The sequence below is a fragment of the Variovorax sp. CAN15 genome (assembly GCF_030462475.1).
Classification (GTDB): domain Bacteria; phylum Pseudomonadota; class Gammaproteobacteria; order Burkholderiales; family Burkholderiaceae_C; genus Variovorax.
In genome coordinates this window covers 1-17,195 of record NZ_JASMRZ010000056.1, presented here as the reverse complement: position 1 = coordinate 17,195, position 17,195 = coordinate 1, and the positions used below count along the sequence as shown (strand labels likewise).

The window sequence follows — 17,195 nt, the reverse complement described above, 5'->3', positions numbered from 1 at the left end:
GATGTCGGAAATCGGACGCGACCGGCGCGGTGCGTGGCGCGCGGCGCTGGCCTGCATGGTCACCCTCGCGGTAGCGATGGGCCTGGGGCGCTTCGCCTTCACGCCCATGCTGCCCATCATGCTGCACGAGGGAAAGCTGGAACTGGCGGCGGGCGGGGTGTTGGCGTCGCTCAACTACCTGGGTTACTTCCTCGGGGCGGTGAGCTGCGCGGCGATCGGCATCAAGGCGTCGAGCATGGTTCGGGGCGGGCTGCTGGCTACGGCCGCGCTGCTGGTCGGAATGGGGCTGCTGCACAGCTTCGCGAGCTGGGGCGTGCTGCGCACGGCGGCGGGCGTGATGAGCGCATGGGTCTTCGTCTTCGCCTCGGGCTGGGGGCTGCGCCGGCTGGCCGAGACGAACGCGCCGACGTTGGCGGGCGTGATCTACACAGGACCGGGAATCGGGATCGCCATGACGGGGCTGCTCGGCGGCGCGCTGGGGCGATGGGGCTCCGACGCGGGCTGGATCGGGCTCGGCATCCTTGCGATGGTGCTGATCGCGGTGATCTGGCGGGTGTTCGATGACGGCGAAAGGGCGCCGGCCGGCGGCGCGGCGGGTGCGGCACCGGCCGCATCGGCCCGAGTGGCCGGGCCGGACGATCGCAGCGACGCGATCTGGCTTGTCGCGCTCTACGGGCTGGCGGGCTTCGGTTACATCATCACCGCGACCTTCCTGCCGGTGATTGCCCGGCAGGCGCTGCCGGGATCGCCGTGGCCGGACCTCTTCTGGCCGCTGTTCGGGGTGGCCATCATTCCAGGTGCGCTGATCGGGGCACGGGCCCCGACGCATTGGGACAACCGGCTGCTGCTGGCTGTCGCCTACGCGCTGCAGGCGTTGGGTGTCGTGCTGTCGGTGGCCTGGCCGAGCATCGCCGGATTCGCGCTTGGCAGCCTGCTGCTGGGCATGCCGTTCACCACCATCACTCTTTTTGCGATGCGGGATGCGCGCCGGCTGCGCGGCAATGCGGCGGCGGGGCTGATCGGCTACGCGACGGCTTCGTACGGGGTGGGGCAGATCATCGGGCCGCTGTTCGCCGCGCCGCTTGCGCAGCGAACCGGGTCTTTCCAACTGCCGCTGTTGGTCGCGGCTGCGGCATTGGCGCTCGGGGCGGTGCTGTTTGCGCTTGTCTGGTTCAAATCGCGCGGCGCAGTTGCGGCAGCTTCGCAATAGCGCGTCCGGACACCCAAAGGCCCTTCATTAATTGCACAAATAGCATATAATTCGAGGCTCACGACCAAACGGGCGGGTACCAACCGCCCGTTTTTTTTGGTCCATCCATTCCAGGCATTCATTCACGGCTATCTGGCATCCGCGGCGGGCGGATGGCAGGGCCAGGCAATTAAAAGGCGCTTTCGAACACGTGGCATTGCAGCAAATAGTGGAACAAACCGTGGCCGGTCTTGGCTACGACCTGGTCGAGATCGAGCGCTCGGCCGGGGGGCTGCTGCGCGTGACGATTGATTTGCCCTGGGAAGCCCCCACCTTCGAAGCTGCGGCTGCAGGCCTGCCGGAACCTTTCGTTACCGTCGAAGACTGCGAAAAGGTAACGCGCCAGCTGCAATTCGCGCTGGAGGTCGATGGTGTCGATTACAAGCGGCTCGAGGTCTCCTCTCCGGGCATTGACCGCCCGCTGCGCAATGAGCAGGATTTCGAGCGTTTCGTGGGCGAGGTGATCGACATCACGCTCAAGGTGCCAATGGGCGCCGCCGCGGCTGGCCAGGTGGCGGCCAACCGCAAGAAATTTCGCGGCACGCTGGAGCGGGCCGCACAGGTGGAGGGCGCCGGCGCCCCGGGCTGGCAGATCGTCTGGAGCGACGCGCCCGAGCCCAAGCCGGGTCAAAAAGTGAGCAAGAAGCGCGCGCCCGCAACGCTGCAGGCGCTCGGCTTTGTTCTGGACGAGCTGCGCGAGGCGCGGCTCGCGCCAATTGTGGATTTCAAGGGCCGCAAGGCCAGAACCCAACCGGGTTTTTCGGATATTGACGACGGAACGCAGGTTCCGGACTGACCAGAGGAGTGGTGGCATGAATCGCGAAATGTTGATGTTGGTGGATGCGATCTCGCGCGAGAAGAACGTCGAGCGCGACGTGGTCTTCGGCGCGGTCGAGTCCGCGCTGGCGCAGGCCACCAAGAAGCTCCATCAGGGCGATGTGGACATCCGCGTCTCGGTCGACCGGGATAGCGGCGATTACGAAACCTTCCGCCGCTGGCATGTCGTGCCCGACGAGGCCGGCCTGCAATTGCCCGACCAGGAAATCCTGCTGTTCGAAGCCAAGGAAGAAATGCCGGACATCGAGGTCGGCGAGTACATCGAGGAAGCCGTCGACTCCGTGCCTATCGGCCGCATCGGCGCCATGGCCGCCAAGCAGGTCATCCTGCAGAAGATCCGCGACGCCGAGCGCGAGATGCTGCTCAACGACTTCATGTCGCGCGGCGACAAGATCTTCGTGGGCACCGTCAAGCGCCTGGACAAGGGCGACATCATCGTCGAGGCAGGCCGTGTCGAAGGCCGCCTGCGCCGCAGCGAGATGATCGCCAAGGAAAACCTGCGCAATGGCGACCGCGTGCGCGCCATGATCATGGAGGTCGACCTGACGCTGCGCGGCGCCCCGATCATCCTGTCGCGCTCTGCTCCCGAGTTCATGGTCGAGCTGTTCCGCCAGGAAGTGCCTGAAATCGAACAAGGCCTGCTCGAAATCAAGAGCTGCGCCCGCGACCCCGGTTCGCGCGCCAAGATCGCCGTGCTTTCGCACGACAAGCGCGTCGACCCGATCGGCACCTGCGTCGGCGTGCGCGGCACGCGCGTCAACGCCGTGACCAACGAGCTTGCCGGCGAGCGCGTGGACATCGTTCTATGGAGCGAAGATCCCGCCCAGTTCGTGATCGGCGCGCTGGCTCCGGCCAACGTCTCGTCGATCGTGGTCGACGAGGAAAAGCACGCCATGGACGTGGTGGTCGACGAGGAAAACCTCGCCATCGCCATCGGCCGCGGCGGCCAGAACGTGCGCCTGGCTTCCGACCTCACCGGCTGGAAGATCAACATCATGGACGCCAACGAGTCGGCCCAGAAGCAGGCGAGCGAGACCGACGCCAGCCGCAAGCTGTTCATGGAAAAGCTCGACGTCGACGAGGAAATCGCCGACATCCTCATTTCGGAAGGCTTCAACAGCCTCGAGGAAGTGGCCTACGTGCCGATTTCCGAAATGCTGGAGATCGAGGCTTTCGACGAAGACACCATCAACGAGCTGCGCGCGCGCGCCAAGGATGCGCTGCTGACGATGGAAATTGCCAAGGAAGAGGGCGTCGAGACGCAGTCCACGGTGTCGCAGGACCTGCGCGACCTCGACGGCCTGAACCCCGAGCTGATTCCCAGGCTGCATGAAGCGGGCGTGAACACCCGCGACGACCTTGCCGACCTCGCGGTCGATGAACTCACCGAGATCACCGGCCAGAGCGCCGATGACGCCAAAGCCCTCATCTTGAAAGCCCGCGAACATTGGTTCGCCGGCCAAGAGTGACGGTCATGGAGGCACGAAACCAATATGTCCAGTACCACTGTCGCCGAGTTCGCGAACGAGCTCAAGAAGACTCCCGAAACCTTGCTTGACCAGCTCAAGAGCGCGGGCGTGCCCAAGGCTTCCGCCGCCGACGCTCTCACCGAGGCCGACAAGCAGCGCCTGCTTGGCCACCTGAAGGCCAGCCACGGCACTGTCGAGCCCGAGCGCAAGAAGATCACGCTGACCAAGAAGTCGACCAGCGAGATCAAGCAGGCCGACTCCACCGGTCGCGCCCGCACCATCCAGGTCGAGGTGCGCAAGAAGCGCACCTTCATCCAGCGCGACGACGGCCACCTGGCCGCTGCTGGCGAGGCAACGCCGCCCGTGGCCGAGGCGCCCGCCGCCGCGCCTGCGACGCCCCGCATCGACGAGGCCGAGCTGGCCCGCCGCGAGGAAGAGGCGCGTCGCCAGGCTGAGCTGATCCGCCGCCAGGAAGAAGAACTGGCAGAGAAGCGTCGCCAGCGTGAAGAGACCGAAGCCCGCGAGCGCGAGCAGGCCGAGAAGGCTGAAAAGGCCGAGCAGGAAGCTGCCCGCGCCGCCGCTGAAGCCGCCGAGAAGAAGGCCGCGGCGGCAGCCGCTGCTGCTGCCGCGAAGCCGGCCGCAGCGCCCGCGCCCGCGGTGGCAGCCGTTGCCGAGCAGAAGGCGGCGGAGCAGACGGCAGCCGACAACAGCAAGCTCGCCGCCCAGGCAGCCGCTGCCCAGGCGAAGGAAGATGCAAAGGCCAAGGCGGCCGCTGAATCGAAGGCCCGTGCCGATGAGGAAGCAGCGCGCGCACGCGATCTGGACGAGCGCCGCCGCAAGGCACTGGCCGAGGCCGAGGCCATCCGCGCCATGATGAACGCTCCGGCCCGCGTGCTGGTGCCGCACAAGGCGCCCGAGAAGCCGCAACCCGAGAAGGCCTCGGTCAAGGGCACGCTGCACAAGCCGACCGCGCCCGCCGCGCGTGCCGGCGCACCTGCTGCCCCTGGCGCCGCAGCAGCGCCCGGTGCCGCTGGTGCAGGCAAGGAAGTCAAGTCCGCGAAGCTCTCGTCGAGCTGGGCTGGCGATCCTGCCAAGAAAAAGGAAATCAAGACCCGCGGCGATGCCAGCGGCGGTGTCGGCCGCGGCAACTGGCGAGGTGGCCCGCGCGGCCGCCGTGGCAACGACCGTGGAGGCCATGAAGAGCAGCACGCGCCGGCCGCACCGGTCGAGGCGCGCGTGCTCGAGGTGCATGTGCCCGAAACCATCACCGTGGCCGAGTTGGCGCACAAGATGGCCGTCAAGGCGCAGGAAGTCATCAAGCAGCTGATGAAGCTGGGCCAGATGGCGACCATCAACCAGTCGCTCGACCAGGACACCGCGATGATCCTGGTGGAGGAAATGGGCCACAACGCGGTGGTTGCCGCGCTGGACGACCCGGAAGCCTTCACCGACGAGGACGTGTCGGCGCAGATCGCCGAAGCCCTGCCGCGCGCCCCGGTCGTGACCGTCATGGGTCACGTCGACCACGGCAAGACCTCGCTGCTGGACTACATCCGCCGCGCCAAGGTCGCCGCGGGCGAAGCCGGCGGCATCACGCAGCACATCGGTGCCTACCACGTGGAAACCGAACGCGGCATGGTGTCGTTCCTGGACACCCCGGGTCACGAGGCCTTCACGGCCATGCGTGCCCGCGGTGCGCAGGCCACCGACATCGTGATCCTTGTGGTGGCGGCCGACGACGGCGTCATGCCCCAGACCAAGGAAGCCATCAAGCACGCGAAGGCGGCGGGTGTGCCGATCGTGGTCGCGATCAACAAGATCGACAAGCCCGATGCCAATCTGGACCGCGTCAAGCAGGAACTGGTGGCCGAAGAGGTCGTGCCCGAAGAGTACGGCGGCGACGTTCCGTTCGTCGGCGTGTCGGCCAAGACCGGCCAGGGCATCGACGACCTGCTCGAACAGGTGCTGCTGCAAGCCGAAGTGCTGGAACTCAAGGCGCCGGTGGATGCCGCCGCCAAGGGCCTTGTCATCGAAGCCCAGCTCGACAAGGGCCGCGGCCCGGTCGCTACCGTGCTGGTGCAGTCCGGCACGCTCAAGACCGGCGACGTGGTGCTGGCCGGCTCGACCTATGGCCGCGTGCGTGCCATGCTGGACGAGGACGGCCGGGCTACCAAGTCGGCGGGTCCCTCGATCCCGGTCGAGATCCAGGGCCTGACCGAGGTTCCGCAGGCTGGCGACGAGTTCATGGTGATGGGCGACGAGCGCCGCGCGCGCGAAATCGCCACTTACCGTGCCGGCAAGTTCCGCAACACCAAGCTGGCGAAGGCCCAGGCCGCTAACCTGCAGAACATGTTCACCGACCTGTCGGCGGGCGAAGTGCAGACGCTGCGCATCATCATCAAGGCCGACGTGCAGGGCTCGCAGGAAGCGCTGGCGCAATCGCTGCTCAAGCTGGCGACGGACGAGGTCAAGGTGCAGGTGGTTTACGCCGGCGTGGGCGGCATCAGCGAAAGCGACATCAACCTCGCGATCGCCTCGAAGGCTGTCGTGATCGGCTTCAACGTGCGTGCCGATGCCGGTGCGCGCAAGCTGGCCGAAGGCAACGGCGTGCAGCTGAACTACTACAGCATCATTTACGACGCCGTGGACGAGATCAAGGTCGCGATGTCGGGCATGCTGGCGCCGGAGCGCCGCGAGGAAGTCATCGGCTCGGCCGAGATCCGCACCGTGTTCGTGGCCTCGAAGATCGGTACGGTCGCGGGTTCGTACATCACCTCGGGTTCTGTCAACCGCAGCGCGCATTTCCGCCTGCTGCGCGACAACGTGGTGGTCTACACCGGCGAAATCGACTCGCTCAAGCGTCTGAAGGACGATGTGCGTGAAGTCCGCGAAGGCTTCGAGTGCGGTATCAAGCTCAAGAACTACAACGACATCAAAGAGGGCGATCAGCTCGAGTTCTTCGAAATCAAGGAAATCGCGCGTACGCTGTAAAGCGCGCCGCGATATCGGGCTCATTGCCGCGTTGCAGCCGTCTTGCCGTACTGAAGTACTGTCTGCGACGGCGCGCCTTGCACTGAGCCCGATCTCGCGACGCTAGTGATTGATCAAATGCCTAAGAAAAAAGCAGCCGCTCCCAACCGCGCCTTCAAGGTCGCCGATCAGATCCAGCGCGATCTGACGGAGTTGATCGCGCGCGAGTTGAAGGACCCGCGCGTGGGCATGGTCACGCTTCAAGCCGTCGAGGTCACGCCCGACTATGCGCATGCGAAGGTCTTCTTCAGCCTGCTCACGGGCGACGTGGCCGAGACGACCGAAGCGCTGAACCAGGCCGCGGGCTTCCTGCGCAACGGCCTGTTCAAGCGCCTGCACATCCACACCGTGCCCACGCTGCACTTCGTGTTCGATCGCACCACCGAGCGTGCGGCCGACATGAACGCACTCATCGCACAAGCCGTCGCTTCGCGCTCGAAAGACGACTAGCCATGAACGCGCCACGCACACGGGTGCAGCGGCGCCCTGTGCATGGGGTGTTGTTGCTCGACAAGCCGCTGGGGTTCTCCAGCAACCAGGCCTTGCAGAAGGCAAAGTGGCTGCTGCGCGCCGAGAAGGCGGGCCACACCGGCACGCTCGATCCGTTGGCGACCGGCGTTCTGCCGCTGTGCTTCGGCGCCGCCACCAAATTCAGCCAGCTGCACCTGGATGCAGACAAGACCTACGTGGCCACGGCCCGCCTGGGTGTCAAGACGTCCACCGGCGATGCCGAGGGTGAGGTGATCGCCGAGCGGGCGGTTCAGGTCCAGCCCGAAGACCTGGCGCGCGTCCAGGCACAGTTCACCGGTCCGATCCGCCAGGTGCCGCCGATGCACAGCGCGCTCAAGAAGGACGGCAAGGCGCTCTACGAATATGCACGCGAAGGCGTGGAGGTCGAACGGGCTCCGCGCGACGTGGTCATCCACAAGCTCGAGCTCCGTTCGATCAGCGACGACGCCATCCGCATCATCGCCTCCGTCAGCAAGGGCACCTACATCCGCACACTCGGCGAAGACATCGGCGAGGCGCTAGGCTGCGGCGCGCACCTGACTTCGCTGCGCCGCGTCGCCACCGGAGGTTTCGTCGAGGCCCGGTGCGTCACCATCGAGGCGCTGGAGGCCATGCACGAGGAGGAGCGCCTGGCGCAGCTCCTGCCGGCCGAGGCGCTCGTTGACGGCCACAGCCGCGTCACGCTGGGCACGGAAGATGCGGCACGCTTTCTTTCGGGCCTGCGCCGCCGTGGCGACTGGGCCGATGCCGACGAGGTGGCCGTGTTCGGCTCCAATCCGCGGGCGTTTTTGGGCACGGCCCATGTGACGGCCGGCGAACTGATACCGGGGCGCTTGCTGAACCCCATCGAAATCCAGCAAATTCTTTTGAACGCACAACAGACCGAAGCGACACCATGAGTACCAAGCAAATCCGCAATATCGCCATCATTGCCCACGTTGACCATGGCAAGACCACGATGGTCGACCAGTTGCTGCGCCAGTCGGGCACCTTCGCCGAGCATGAAAAGGTGGTCGACACCGTGATGGACAACAACGCGATTGAAAAGGAACGCGGCATCACCATCCTGGCCAAGAACTGCGCCGTGAGCTGGAAGGGCACGCACATCAACATCGTCGACACCCCCGGCCACGCGGACTTCGGCGGCGAGGTGGAGCGCGCTCTCTCGATGGTCGACGGCGTGCTGCTGCTCATCGACGCCCAGGAAGGCCCGATGCCGCAGACCCGCTTCGTGACCAAGAAGGCGCTGGCACTGGGCCTGAAGCCCATCGTGGTGGTGAACAAGGTCGACAAGCCGGGCGCCAACCCCGACAAGGTGGTCAATGCCGCCTTCGACCTGTTCGACAAGCTCGGCGCGACCGACGAGCAGCTCGACTTCCCGGTGGTGTACGCCTCGGGCATCAACGGCTGGTCCTCGATGGAAGAGGGCGCGCAGGGCGAGCAGTGGGGCCCCGACATGTCGGCCCTTTTCGACACCATCCTGAAGCACGTGCCTTCGCAGAAGGGCGACCCGGCCGCGCCGCTGCAGCTGCAGATTTCGGCGCTCGACTTTTCCACGTTCGTCGGCCGCATCGGCGTGGGCCGCATCAGCCAGGGCACGCTCAAGCCCATGATGGACGTGCTGGTCATGGAAGGCCCTGACGGCAAGACCATCAAGGGCCGCGTGAACCAGGTGCTGACCTTCCAGGGGCTGGACCGCGTGCAGGCCACCGAGGCCGGCCCGGGCGAGATCGTGCTGATCAACGGCATCGCCGACGTCGGCATCGGCGTCACCATCACCGACCCGGCCAACCCGGCACCGCTGCCGATGCTGAAGGTCGACGAGCCGACGCTCACGATGAACTTCTGCGTCAACACCAGCCCCCTGGCCGGCCGCGAAGGCAAGTTCGTCACCAGCCGCCAGATCTGGGACCGTCTGCAGAAGGAACTGCAGCACAACGTCGCGCTGCGCGTGAACGAAACCAGCGAGGAAGGCGTGTTCGAAGTGATGGGCCGGGGTGAACTGCACCTGACCATCCTGCTGGAGAACATGCGCCGTGAAGGCTACGAAATGGCCGTGTCCAAGCCGCGCGTGGTGTTCCGCGAAATCAACGGCGAGCGCCACGAGCCGATTGAGCTGGTGACGGCCGACATCGAGGAAGGCCACCAGGGCGGCGTGATGCAGGCACTGGGCGAGCGCAAGGGCGAACTCGTCAACATGGAGCCGGACGGCCGTGGCCGCGTGCGCCTCGAATACCGTATTCCGGCGCGTGGCCTGATCGGCTTCACGAACGAGTTCCTGAACCTGACCCGCGGCTCGGGTCTCATCAGCAACATCTTCGACAGCTACGAGCCGCACAAGGGCGACATCGGCGGCCGCAAGAACGGCGTGCTGATCTCGATGGACGACGGTGAAATCTTCACCTACGCGCTGGGCAAGCTGGACGACCGCGGCCGCATGTTCGTGAAGGCGAACGACCCGGTTTACGAAGGCATGATCGTCGGCATCCACAGCCGCGACAACGACCTGGTGGTGAACGCCACGCGCACCAAGCAGCTGACGAACTTCCGCGTTTCGGGCAAGGAAGACGCGATCAAGATCACGCCCCCGATCGAACTCACGCTCGAATACGGCGTGGAATTCATCGAGGACGACGAGCTGGTCGAGATCACGCCCAAGAGCGTGCGCCTGCGCAAGCGCTTCCTGAAGGAGCACGAGCGCAAGCGCGCCAGCCGCGACCTGATGCAAGGCTGATCGAGCGGCCGCTCGCAGAGCGCTGTCCCTTTTCTCCTCTGTTCATGCGCCTGACGCACGGCGGCGCCGTCTGGCTGATGGTCGTCGTGACCCTGATGTGGGGCACGGCGGGCGTCGTCACGCGGCATCTGGCGCAGGCGCACAGCTTCGAGATCACCTTCTGGCGCAGCCTCTTCACGACGCTGGCGCTGCTGGTGATCCTGCCGCTGTGGCGCGGACGCGCCGTGTTCTCCCAATTGCGCCGCGGCGGGCGTGAAATCTGGATCTCCGGCGTGTGCTGGGCCGTGATGTTCACGGCCTTCATGGTCGCGCTGACGCTGGCATCGACGGCCAGCGTGCTCGTCACCATGTCGCTCGGGCCGCTCTTCACCGCGCTGGCGGCGCGCTTCTTCATCGGGCACCGGCTGCCGGCGCGCACCTGGCTGGCCATCGTGGTCGCGGGGGCGGGCATCGGCTGGATGTACGGCACGCAGTTGATGGACGGGGGCGGCGGCACGCTGGCCGGCACGCTGCTCGCACTTTGCGTGCCGCTGGCCGGCGCGGCGAACTGGACCGTCGTGCAGCATGCGCAGGCGAAGGGCCACAAGATCGATCTGGTGCCGGCGGTGCTCATCGGCGCGATGATCACGGCGCTTTTCACACTCCCGTTGGCATGGCCGTTCCGGGCCAGTGCGCACGATCTCGGGCTGCTGGCCTTCCTCGGCGTGTTCCAGCTCGCCATTCCGTGCGTGCTCTCGGTGTTGTGCGCCCAGGTGCTGAAGGCGCCCGAGGTCGCGCTGCTGGCCTTGCTGGAGGTGATCTTCGGCATCGCGCTGGCCTGGATCGGCGCCGGCGAAGAGCCAGCTCCGAGCGTGCTGGCTGGCGGTGCGCTGGTGATCGGCGCTCTTGTCTTCAACGAACTGCTGGCGCTGCGCGGACGGCGCACCACGGTCGCCGACACCGCGGTGCCGGGCGCGCACTGATCCCTGCGCCGCCTACTGCTGCACGCTGTCGGCCGGCACGCCGATGCTGCCCATGCGTGCTTCGAGCACCTTGCGCATGAAGGTCTGGGCGAAGTCGTCGCCCACGCGCCAGCTGCCGTTGTCGTCTTCCACGAAGGTGAATTCACCCCTGACCGGCAGCGAGCTGTCGCCGCCCGACAGGGCGCTCATCAGGCTGTCGTTGTATTCGACGACCAGCGGACAGGCGTGGCCGGAGCCGTCCTCCAGCTTGCGGCACGGGCCGGTGGGTTCGATCTCGGCGATCTCGCGCGAGCGGTTCGGGTCTTTGCGCACCAGGCCCGTGTCGGTGCGCGGCCGCATGCGTGCAGCCGAGGCGCCGCGGGCGGCGCCCAGCGGCGCGGCGCCTTCGCGAAAGGCCTTCTCCATCGCCTCGCGGCCGATGGGCTCGGCGTTGTAGAGCGGCCTGCCGTCGGCGTCGAGATTCCCGAAGCGGGCCTCGACGATGGCCACATCCGCGCCGCGCACCACCATGTCGTCGCCCTTACGCTCGGTGGGGCCGATGGTGTAGCCCATCGGCTCCTTGCTGTCGCCCTGTGTCATCACCGCCATGCAGCCGCGGATGCGCTGCGGCTTGAGGTAGCCGACCTCGCGCATGCTGCCGACGGTGGGTGTTTCGATCACTCGGCCGCCGTTGGGATCGAGGTGGCGCATGCCCATGTCCATGCTCACGCGGCGCATGAGGCTGTCGAGTGTCTTGCGGGTGGAAGCTGCATCGCAGGCGGGCACGCTGGCCGGGGCGAAGGCATACCAGCCGAGCCCGCCGCCGATCACGGCCACCGCGACGGCGAACTTCAGCGCGCCGATGCGGCTGCTGCGTTTGGTGCGCGCCTGCCACGCCTTGACGGCCTGCTCGTCGGCCTCGATGAGAGCCTGCGCCCCGTCCATGATGCGCGCTCGCTCGGCCGCCGTGGCAAAGGCCGGTTCGGCCGCGACCTGGGCGCGCAGGGCGTCGAAGCGTTCCCGTTCGAGCGGCCCCTCCGTGGCCAGCCATGCGAGCGTGGCGATGGCGCAGGCGGGCACGGTGCCGACGATGGGCGTTTCCGCGAGCGCCATGTCGCGCGTCTCGGTGTCGATCAGCGCGTCCTTGTGGAGCGATTCGATGGCTTCGTGCGTGATGCCCTGTTCCGCGAGCTCGACGAGGTCGTCGGCTTCGATGTCGGTGTCCGTGGCGTCGTCCCAGTGCGGGGCGTTCTCGTCGATCCGGTCGACCGCGGCGATCTGCTCCTCCTCGGTGACGAGGCCGCGCACGCGCATCCAGGCCAGCGCATGCGCCGGGCTCTGCAGTGGCGGCAAGGTGGCGGTCTCGGGGTGGGCGAGCACGGCGTCGTGCTGTGCATCGTCGATCAGGCCCAGGTTCAGCAGGGCACGGAATGCGTCCGGATTTGCGTCTGGCGTCATGCGAGGATTCTGCCGTGGTGGCGCCAGCACCGGGGGCGGGGGAAAACCGGCAGGAAAACGGCAAGAAAAACGCCGGCAGGAGCCGGCGTCGGTGTTTTCTTTCGTCTCAGGCCCGAAGGTGATCAGGGACGGGCGACTTTCCAGGCGCCGTTGGCGAAACCGTCGCCGGTCTTGTCGCCGGGCTTGGCGTCCTTGGCCCAGTAGTACAGCGGCCAGCCCTTGTAGGCCCACTGGCGCTTGCCGTCTTCGCGAATGATGATGGTGTAGCCGCCGATGGGCTTGGCGGTGCTGGCCACGCCCAGCGCGGGCCAGTTCGCGGCGCATTGGCCGTTGCAGGCGGAGGTGCCGGCGCCGGCGGTGTCCTTGGTGAAGGTGTACAGCGTCATTCCGTTCGGTCCGACCAGCACGCCGTCGGCGGTGCGGGTGGGCGTGTCGGGTGCGCTTGCGGTCTTGTTGGACATGCTGCCGCAGCCGGCAAGCAGGGCCGCCGCGAGGATCGAGGCGCTGAGCAATTTCATGCAGTTTCTCCTTCGGTTGAAAAATCGCGAAAACGAAGCCGGTGACGAAGCGCCGGCAGGATGGTTGCGCGACCCGGCAGTTTATGCGGTCGTCAAGACAAATCGCGGTAGGCGAGGGTCGCAAGTTTGAGCAATAGGTCGCGCGGCAGCTTGCCGGCGATGGCATAGCCGAAGCCCCGGTCGACCCAGTAGAAGCTCGGCACGGGGCCCTCGGAGGCGAAGCGGAAGGCGGTTTCGCTGGCGGCGGGGCTGCTCGCCATGCGCGCGTCCAGGGTGCCGACGTAGAGCGTTACGCGTTCGCCTGCGGCGTCCTCGAACATGAACTGGGCGCGCGCGCCGGTCTCGCCCGGCAGCAGGCGACCACCGACCAGTGTGTAGCCCTGGCTGGAAAGGTCGGGCACCTTCAGCGGCCGGTCGAGGCGCCTGGAGAGCCACTGGACCAGGTGCTGCTGCTCGGAGGCAGCAACTTCGACCGGGTGCCGTTTTTCGGGCGCATAGACGGCATGGGCCACGGAGGCGTCGTGCACGAATTCGCGCAGGGCGGGTGCGCGGGCAAGTTGCGCACCTGCGCGCGGCGCGGACCATTGGGCCCATTGCGCATTCCCGAGCCAACCTGCGGCGAAGGCGACCAGCAGGCCGGCAGCCAGGCCGCCCCAGCGAAACCACGAACCGCCTTGCCGGGGCTGATGGCGATCGAGCGCACCCATCAGCGGTGCGGGGATCGGCGCATCGAGCAACTCGCCATGCAGTCGGCGCAATGCGTCGCGCTGTGCATGCCATGCCGCGACCTTGGCCGCCACGCCATGATCGCGCGCTATCGCCTCCTCGACCGCGCCGTGGCGCTCGGGAGCCAACTGGCCGTCGACCCAGGCGTGCAGTTCGTCTTCGGTGGGAGGCGGGGCGGGGCGGTTCATGATTATCTTGCGGCGGATTTCGTCATTTGAGACGGCGCAGGCCGGGGCGTGCCGGGGTCGACGCACCCTCCATCAGCTCCTGCAGCCGGGTGCGGGCTCGCGAGAGACGCGACATCACCGTGCCCACCGGAACGCCGAGCACATTGGCAACTTCGGCGTACGACAGGTCCTCGAGCGTCACCAGCAGCAGCACGGCGCGCTGCTCCTCGGGCAACTGCATCAGGCAGCGCTGCAGGTCCAGGCCGGTGCCCTGGTCGCGGCCCGGATCGGCAAGACCCTGCACTTCGTGCGCCACGTCGTCGAGCGGCACCACGGCATGCGGTGGCGGCGTGCGGCGCACCTGGCTCGCGAAGATGTTGTGCATGACTGTGAAGAGCCAGGCGCGCAGGTCGCTGCCCACCACCCACAGCTGCCATTTGCCGCAGGCGCGCTCCAGCGTGTCCTGCACCAGGTCGTCGGCCGCCCAGGCATTGCCCGTGAGCGCCCGCGCGTAGCGGCGCAGGCTCGGGATGTGCTCTACGAGCATGCGGGCGTCCATGGGGTGGCTGGCTGGTCAGGGCTTGGCGGTCTTCCAGGTGCCGTTGACGCCGTCGCCGGTCTTGTCGCCGGGCTTCGCGTCCTTGGCCCAGTAGTACAGCGGCCAGCCCTTGGCAGCCCACTGCTTCTTGCCGTCGTCGCGCGTGACGATGCTGAAGTCGCCGCCGGGCTTGTCGCCATCGGCCACCATGAAGGGCGGCCAGTTGGTGGCGCAGCCGCCGTTGCACACCGACTTGCCGCTGCCGGCCGTGTCCTTGTCGAAGGTGTAGAGCGTCATGCCGTTGGGGCCGACGAGCGCGCCGTCGGCGGGCTTGGGCTGGGCGAAGGCCGGGAGCGCGAGAGCGGCGCTGAGCAGAACGGCGGAAGATGCACGGAAAGGCGACATGGAAAAACTCCTTGTGTTTGGCGACACCGGTATTCCGGTGACAACCGCACAAACGCCCGCAGCCGGGCTTTTATTCCGTCGCTGCGCAAAAAAAGTTCAGCGGTTGCGGCTCTTCATCGCGCGCTCGACCTCGCGCTTGCCTTCGCGGTCCTTGATGGTGTCGCGCTTGTCGTGCTCGGCCTTGCCCTTGGCCAGCGCAATCTCGCACTTCACCTTGCCGGCCTTCCAGTGCAGGTTGAGCGGCACCAGCGTGTAGCCCTTTTGCTCGACTTTGCCGATCAGGCGGCGGATTTCGTCCTTCTTCAGCAGCAGCTTCTTGGTGCGCACCGAATCCGGGTTCACGTGGGTGGAAGCGCTCTTGAGCGGGTTGATCTGGCAGCCCAGAACGAAGAGTTCGCCGTTGCGGATCACGACGTAGCCGTCTGTGAGCTGCACCTTGCCTTCGCGCAGGGACTTGACTTCCCAGCCTTCCAGGACCATGCCGGCCTCGAAGCGCTCTTCGAAGAAATAGTTGTACGCGGCCTTCTTGTTGTCGGCGATGCGGGAGGAGGTATCTTGTTTTTTGGTGGCCATGGCTCGGGAATATGGGGGCTGCATGGCTTCAATACAATCCGTCGCGCACGCTGTGCCGATTCTATGAAAACAGTCAACAAGTCCGTCCTCATCTGGTACAGCGCCGAAGAGATGTATGCGCTCGTCACCGACGTGGCCAAGTATCCGCAGTTTCTTCCGTGGTGCGACAAGTCGCGCGTCATCGAGGAAGACGAGGCCGGCATGACGGCCGAAGTCGGCCTGGCGTTCGCCGGCCTGCACCAGAGCTTCACCACCCGCAACACCCATGTTCCGGGGCGCGAGGTGCAGCTGAAGCTGGTCGACGGCCCGTTCTCCAACCTCGACGGCAAGTGGAAGTTCACGCCCGTGGGCGAGCAGGGAGAGCGCGCCTGCCGCGTCGAGCTGCACCTGAGCTACGGCTTCAGCAACTTCGCCCTGCAGGCGCTCGTGGGGCCCGTGTTCGACACCATCGCTTCCAGCCTGGTCGAGGCCTTCGTCAAGCGCGCCGAGCAGGTCTACGGCTCGTCTTGACCCCTGCGATGACGATCGAGGTCACGCTGAGCTGCTCGCCCGCGCCGCGCGAGGTGTTCGAGCAGGTGCTGAGCCTGCCGTCCGGGGCGACGCTGGTCGATGCGGTGAAGGCCGGTGACCTGTCTCTGCGCTTTCCAGATCTCGATTGGCGTCACGCCTTGACGCCGGGCATCTGGGGCAAGGCGGTCGAGTGGGACCAGGCGCTGAAGGACGGCGATCGCGTCGAGCTGTGCCGTCCGCTCACGGTCGATCCGAAGGTGGCGCGCCGCGAGCGCTTCCAGCGTCAGGGCGCGCGGGGAACCGGCCTGTTCGCCAACCGCCGAAAGGGCGGCAAGGCCGGTTACTGACGGCGTGACTGCGGCTATTTGCAGTCGCTGTTGATCACGTCCTGAATGCGCTTCTGCTCGGCGGCGCGGGCGGTGTCATCCATGATCTCGCGCTCGCCCTTGGCATTGACCTTCGCGAGGCGGATGCCGCTGTCGACCGTGGCCTTGCTCTGGCGGGCGAGGGCGCAGTTGTCGGCCTTGGCCTTCGCGACCTTGGCTTCTTCCGCAGCCTGCTTGGCCTTCTGCTCGGCTTCGGCCTTCCTGGTCTTTTCCTCGAGTTCCTTGTCGACGCCAGCGGGCTTCGGGGCCGACGCGGCCTTCGGCGTGGCCGGAGCATCGGCCGAGCCTTCAGCGACGGGGGGCGCGTCAACGTTCGGGTTGGCGGAGGAGCGCGCCGCAGGTTGCGGGCCCGCACGGCGCAGGATGTTCTTCTCGGGCACGTCGGGCGGCGGTGCCTGGTCGCTGAAGACCTTCTTGCCGTTCTTGTCGAGCCATTGCCATTGGGCGCTCGCCGAAAGCGGCAGCGCAACGACACATCCCAGTACCAGCCAGTGCACGAATTTCATCCCCGAAGTTTAGCCGCGCCTTACTTTTGGCAACATCCTGGTTGGGTGGATTTGCAACGATCGTTAATTGCCTGTGTCTGCAAACCCCTTGGGGGCCTCGTTACAATCCGTCTTTTGGAGCCTCACCCATGCGCCTTCTCGGCAAAGCGCTCACCTTCGACGACGTGTTGTTGGTGCCAGCGTTCTCCCAGGTCCTGCCCAAGGACACCTCCCTCGCCACCAAGTTCTCCCGCAACATCACGCTGAACCTGCCGCTCGTCTCCGCGGCCATGGACACCGTGACCGAAGCCCGCCTCGCGATCGCCATCGCGCAAGAGGGTGGCATCGGGATCGTGCACAAGAACCTCACCGCGCAGCAGCAGGCCGCCGAAGTGGCCCGGGTGAAGCGCTACGAATCGGGCGTGCTGCGCGATCCGGTCGTGATCACGCCGACGCATTCGGTACGCCAGGTGATGGCGCTGTCGGACCAGCTCGGCATCTCGGGCTTCCCGGTGGTCGATGCCGGCAAGGTGGTCGGCATCGTCACCGGCCGCGATCTGCGCTTCGAGAACCGTTACGACGTGCCCGTCAGCGAGATCATGACGCGGCGCGAAAAGCTCATCACCGTGCCTGATGGCACCACCCTGGCCGAGGCCAAG

18 protein-coding genes are annotated in these 17,195 nt (G+C 66.6%); 11 read left to right on the top strand and 7 right to left on the bottom strand.

What is annotated here, in order from left to right; translation table 11 throughout:
- The first annotated feature begins 1 nt into the window (after position 1).
- The 8 genes from QMO14_RS24660 (at position 2) to QMO14_RS24625 (ending at position 10,791) form a co-directional block, all read left to right on the top strand.
- A complete protein-coding gene (locus QMO14_RS24660) occupies positions 2–1,210 on the top strand; it encodes a YbfB/YjiJ family MFS transporter (protein WP_301510376.1) in 1,209 nt (402 codons plus the stop codon).
- 190 nt (positions 1,211–1,400) lie between these two features.
- Positions 1,401–2,045: a ribosome maturation factor RimP gene (gene rimP / locus QMO14_RS24655; RefSeq protein ID WP_301510374.1), complete on the top strand. Its 645-nt coding sequence runs from the start codon at positions 1,401–1,403 to the stop codon at positions 2,043–2,045.
- A gap of 16 nt (positions 2,046–2,061) precedes the next feature.
- Positions 2,062–3,555, top strand: a complete 1,494-nt coding sequence (gene nusA / locus QMO14_RS24650) for a transcription termination factor NusA (protein WP_301510372.1) — start codon at positions 2,062–2,064, stop codon at positions 3,553–3,555.
- A 24-nt stretch (positions 3,556–3,579) separates the two neighbouring features.
- Positions 3,580–6,546 (top strand): translation initiation factor IF-2, encoded by a 2,967-nt coding sequence (gene infB, locus QMO14_RS24645; RefSeq protein ID WP_301510371.1) that lies wholly within the window; start codon positions 3,580–3,582, stop codon positions 6,544–6,546.
- A gap of 117 nt (positions 6,547–6,663) precedes the next feature.
- Positions 6,664–7,035: a 30S ribosome-binding factor RbfA gene (gene rbfA / locus QMO14_RS24640; RefSeq protein ID WP_019652808.1), complete on the top strand. Its 372-nt coding sequence runs from the start codon at positions 6,664–6,666 to the stop codon at positions 7,033–7,035.
- A 2-nt stretch (positions 7,036–7,037) separates the two neighbouring features.
- On the top strand, positions 7,038–7,994 hold the full coding sequence (gene truB, locus QMO14_RS24635) for a tRNA pseudouridine(55) synthase TruB (protein WP_301510369.1): 957 nt from the start codon (positions 7,038–7,040) through the stop codon (positions 7,992–7,994).
- Positions 7,991–9,829, top strand: a complete 1,839-nt coding sequence (gene typA, locus QMO14_RS24630; protein ID WP_301510368.1) for a translational GTPase TypA — start codon at positions 7,991–7,993, stop codon at positions 9,827–9,829. Before truB ends, typA begins: the two co-directional genes overlap by 4 nt.
- 44 nt (positions 9,830–9,873) lie before the next feature.
- Positions 9,874–10,791: a DMT family transporter gene (locus QMO14_RS24625; protein WP_301510366.1), complete on the top strand. Its 918-nt coding sequence runs from the start codon at positions 9,874–9,876 to the stop codon at positions 10,789–10,791.
- Positions 10,792–10,803: 12 nt separating this feature from the next.
- Here QMO14_RS24625 and QMO14_RS24620 read toward each other — a convergent pair whose 3' ends face one another.
- The 6 genes from QMO14_RS24620 to smpB all read right to left on the bottom strand — a co-directional run bounded on the left by QMO14_RS24620 (position 10,804) and on the right by smpB (position 15,155).
- Complete coding sequence (locus QMO14_RS24620; RefSeq protein ID WP_301510365.1) at positions 10,804–12,228, bottom strand: hypothetical protein; 1,425 nt, start codon at positions 12,226–12,228, stop codon at positions 10,804–10,806.
- 122 nt (positions 12,229–12,350) lie between these two features.
- Entirely contained in the window at positions 12,351–12,746 is a 396-nt protein-coding gene (locus QMO14_RS24615; RefSeq protein WP_301510364.1) for an ATP-binding protein, read from the bottom strand.
- Positions 12,747–12,838: 92 nt separating this feature from the next.
- On the bottom strand, positions 12,839–13,660 hold the full coding sequence (locus QMO14_RS24610) for an anti-sigma factor (RefSeq protein WP_301510363.1): 822 nt from the start codon (positions 13,658–13,660) through the stop codon (positions 12,839–12,841).
- A gap of 22 nt (positions 13,661–13,682) precedes the next feature.
- On the bottom strand, positions 13,683–14,198 hold the full coding sequence (locus tag QMO14_RS24605) for an RNA polymerase sigma factor (protein WP_301510362.1): 516 nt from the start codon (positions 14,196–14,198) through the stop codon (positions 13,683–13,685).
- 15 nt (positions 14,199–14,213) lie between these two features.
- Positions 14,214–14,582, bottom strand: coding sequence for a hypothetical protein (locus QMO14_RS24600; RefSeq protein WP_301510361.1), 369 nt, complete (start codon positions 14,580–14,582; stop codon positions 14,214–14,216).
- Positions 14,583–14,678: 96 nt separating this feature from the next.
- Positions 14,679–15,155: an SsrA-binding protein SmpB gene (gene smpB, locus QMO14_RS24595; RefSeq protein ID WP_176663953.1), complete on the bottom strand. Its 477-nt coding sequence runs from the start codon at positions 15,153–15,155 to the stop codon at positions 14,679–14,681.
- Between the two features lie 63 nt (positions 15,156–15,218).
- On the opposite strand from smpB, the gene QMO14_RS24590 reads away from it, so the two are divergent.
- Both QMO14_RS24590 and QMO14_RS24585 read left to right on the top strand, forming a co-directional pair.
- Positions 15,219–15,665 (top strand): type II toxin-antitoxin system RatA family toxin, encoded by a 447-nt coding sequence (locus tag QMO14_RS24590; RefSeq protein WP_126019549.1) that lies wholly within the window; start codon positions 15,219–15,221, stop codon positions 15,663–15,665.
- An 8-nt stretch (positions 15,666–15,673) separates the two neighbouring features.
- Complete coding sequence (locus QMO14_RS24585; protein ID WP_301510358.1) at positions 15,674–16,012, top strand: RnfH family protein; 339 nt, start codon at positions 15,674–15,676, stop codon at positions 16,010–16,012.
- A 14-nt stretch (positions 16,013–16,026) separates the two neighbouring features.
- Here the strand turns inward: QMO14_RS24585 and QMO14_RS24580 are convergent, their stop codons facing one another.
- On the bottom strand, positions 16,027–16,557 hold the full coding sequence (locus tag QMO14_RS24580; RefSeq protein ID WP_301510357.1) for a DUF4124 domain-containing protein: 531 nt from the start codon (positions 16,555–16,557) through the stop codon (positions 16,027–16,029).
- Positions 16,558–16,685: 128 nt separating this feature from the next.
- Between QMO14_RS24580 and QMO14_RS24575 the strand changes: the two genes are divergently transcribed.
- A partial coding sequence (locus QMO14_RS24575; RefSeq protein WP_301510356.1) for an IMP dehydrogenase occupies positions 16,686–17,195 on the top strand: 510 nt, incomplete at its 3' end.

Excerpts from the sequence above, each read along its gene's own strand:
- QMO14_RS24660 (WP_301510376.1), top strand. The coding sequence starts at position 2 with ATGTCGGAAATCGGACGCGACCGGCGCGGTGCGTGGCGCGCGGCGCTG.
- nusA (WP_301510372.1), top strand. The coding sequence starts at position 2,062 with ATGAATCGCGAAATGTTGATGTTGGTGGATGCGATCTCGCGCGAGAAG.
- infB (WP_301510371.1), top strand. The coding sequence starts at position 3,580 with ATGTCCAGTACCACTGTCGCCGAGTTCGCGAACGAGCTCAAGAAGACT.
- rbfA (WP_019652808.1), top strand. The coding sequence starts at position 6,664 with ATGCCTAAGAAAAAAGCAGCCGCTCCCAACCGCGCCTTCAAGGTCGCC.
- truB (WP_301510369.1), top strand. The coding sequence starts at position 7,038 with ATGAACGCGCCACGCACACGGGTGCAGCGGCGCCCTGTGCATGGGGTG.
- typA (WP_301510368.1), top strand. The coding sequence starts at position 7,991 with ATGAGTACCAAGCAAATCCGCAATATCGCCATCATTGCCCACGTTGAC.
- QMO14_RS24625 (WP_301510366.1), top strand. The coding sequence starts at position 9,874 with ATGCGCCTGACGCACGGCGGCGCCGTCTGGCTGATGGTCGTCGTGACC.
- QMO14_RS24620 (WP_301510365.1), bottom strand. The coding sequence starts at position 12,228 with ATGACGCCAGACGCAAATCCGGACGCATTCCGTGCCCTGCTGAACCTG.
- QMO14_RS24615 (WP_301510364.1), bottom strand. The coding sequence starts at position 12,746 with ATGAAATTGCTCAGCGCCTCGATCCTCGCGGCGGCCCTGCTTGCCGGC.
- QMO14_RS24610 (WP_301510363.1), bottom strand. The coding sequence starts at position 13,660 with ATGAACCGCCCCGCCCCGCCTCCCACCGAAGACGAACTGCACGCCTGG.
- QMO14_RS24605 (WP_301510362.1), bottom strand. The coding sequence starts at position 14,198 with ATGGACGCCCGCATGCTCGTAGAGCACATCCCGAGCCTGCGCCGCTAC.
- QMO14_RS24600 (WP_301510361.1), bottom strand. The coding sequence starts at position 14,582 with ATGTCGCCTTTCCGTGCATCTTCCGCCGTTCTGCTCAGCGCCGCTCTC.
- smpB (WP_176663953.1), bottom strand. The coding sequence starts at position 15,155 with ATGGCCACCAAAAAACAAGATACCTCCTCCCGCATCGCCGACAACAAG.
- QMO14_RS24590 (WP_126019549.1), top strand. The coding sequence starts at position 15,219 with ATGAAAACAGTCAACAAGTCCGTCCTCATCTGGTACAGCGCCGAAGAG.
- QMO14_RS24585 (WP_301510358.1), top strand. The coding sequence starts at position 15,674 with ATGACGATCGAGGTCACGCTGAGCTGCTCGCCCGCGCCGCGCGAGGTG.
- QMO14_RS24580 (WP_301510357.1), bottom strand. The coding sequence starts at position 16,557 with ATGAAATTCGTGCACTGGCTGGTACTGGGATGTGTCGTTGCGCTGCCG.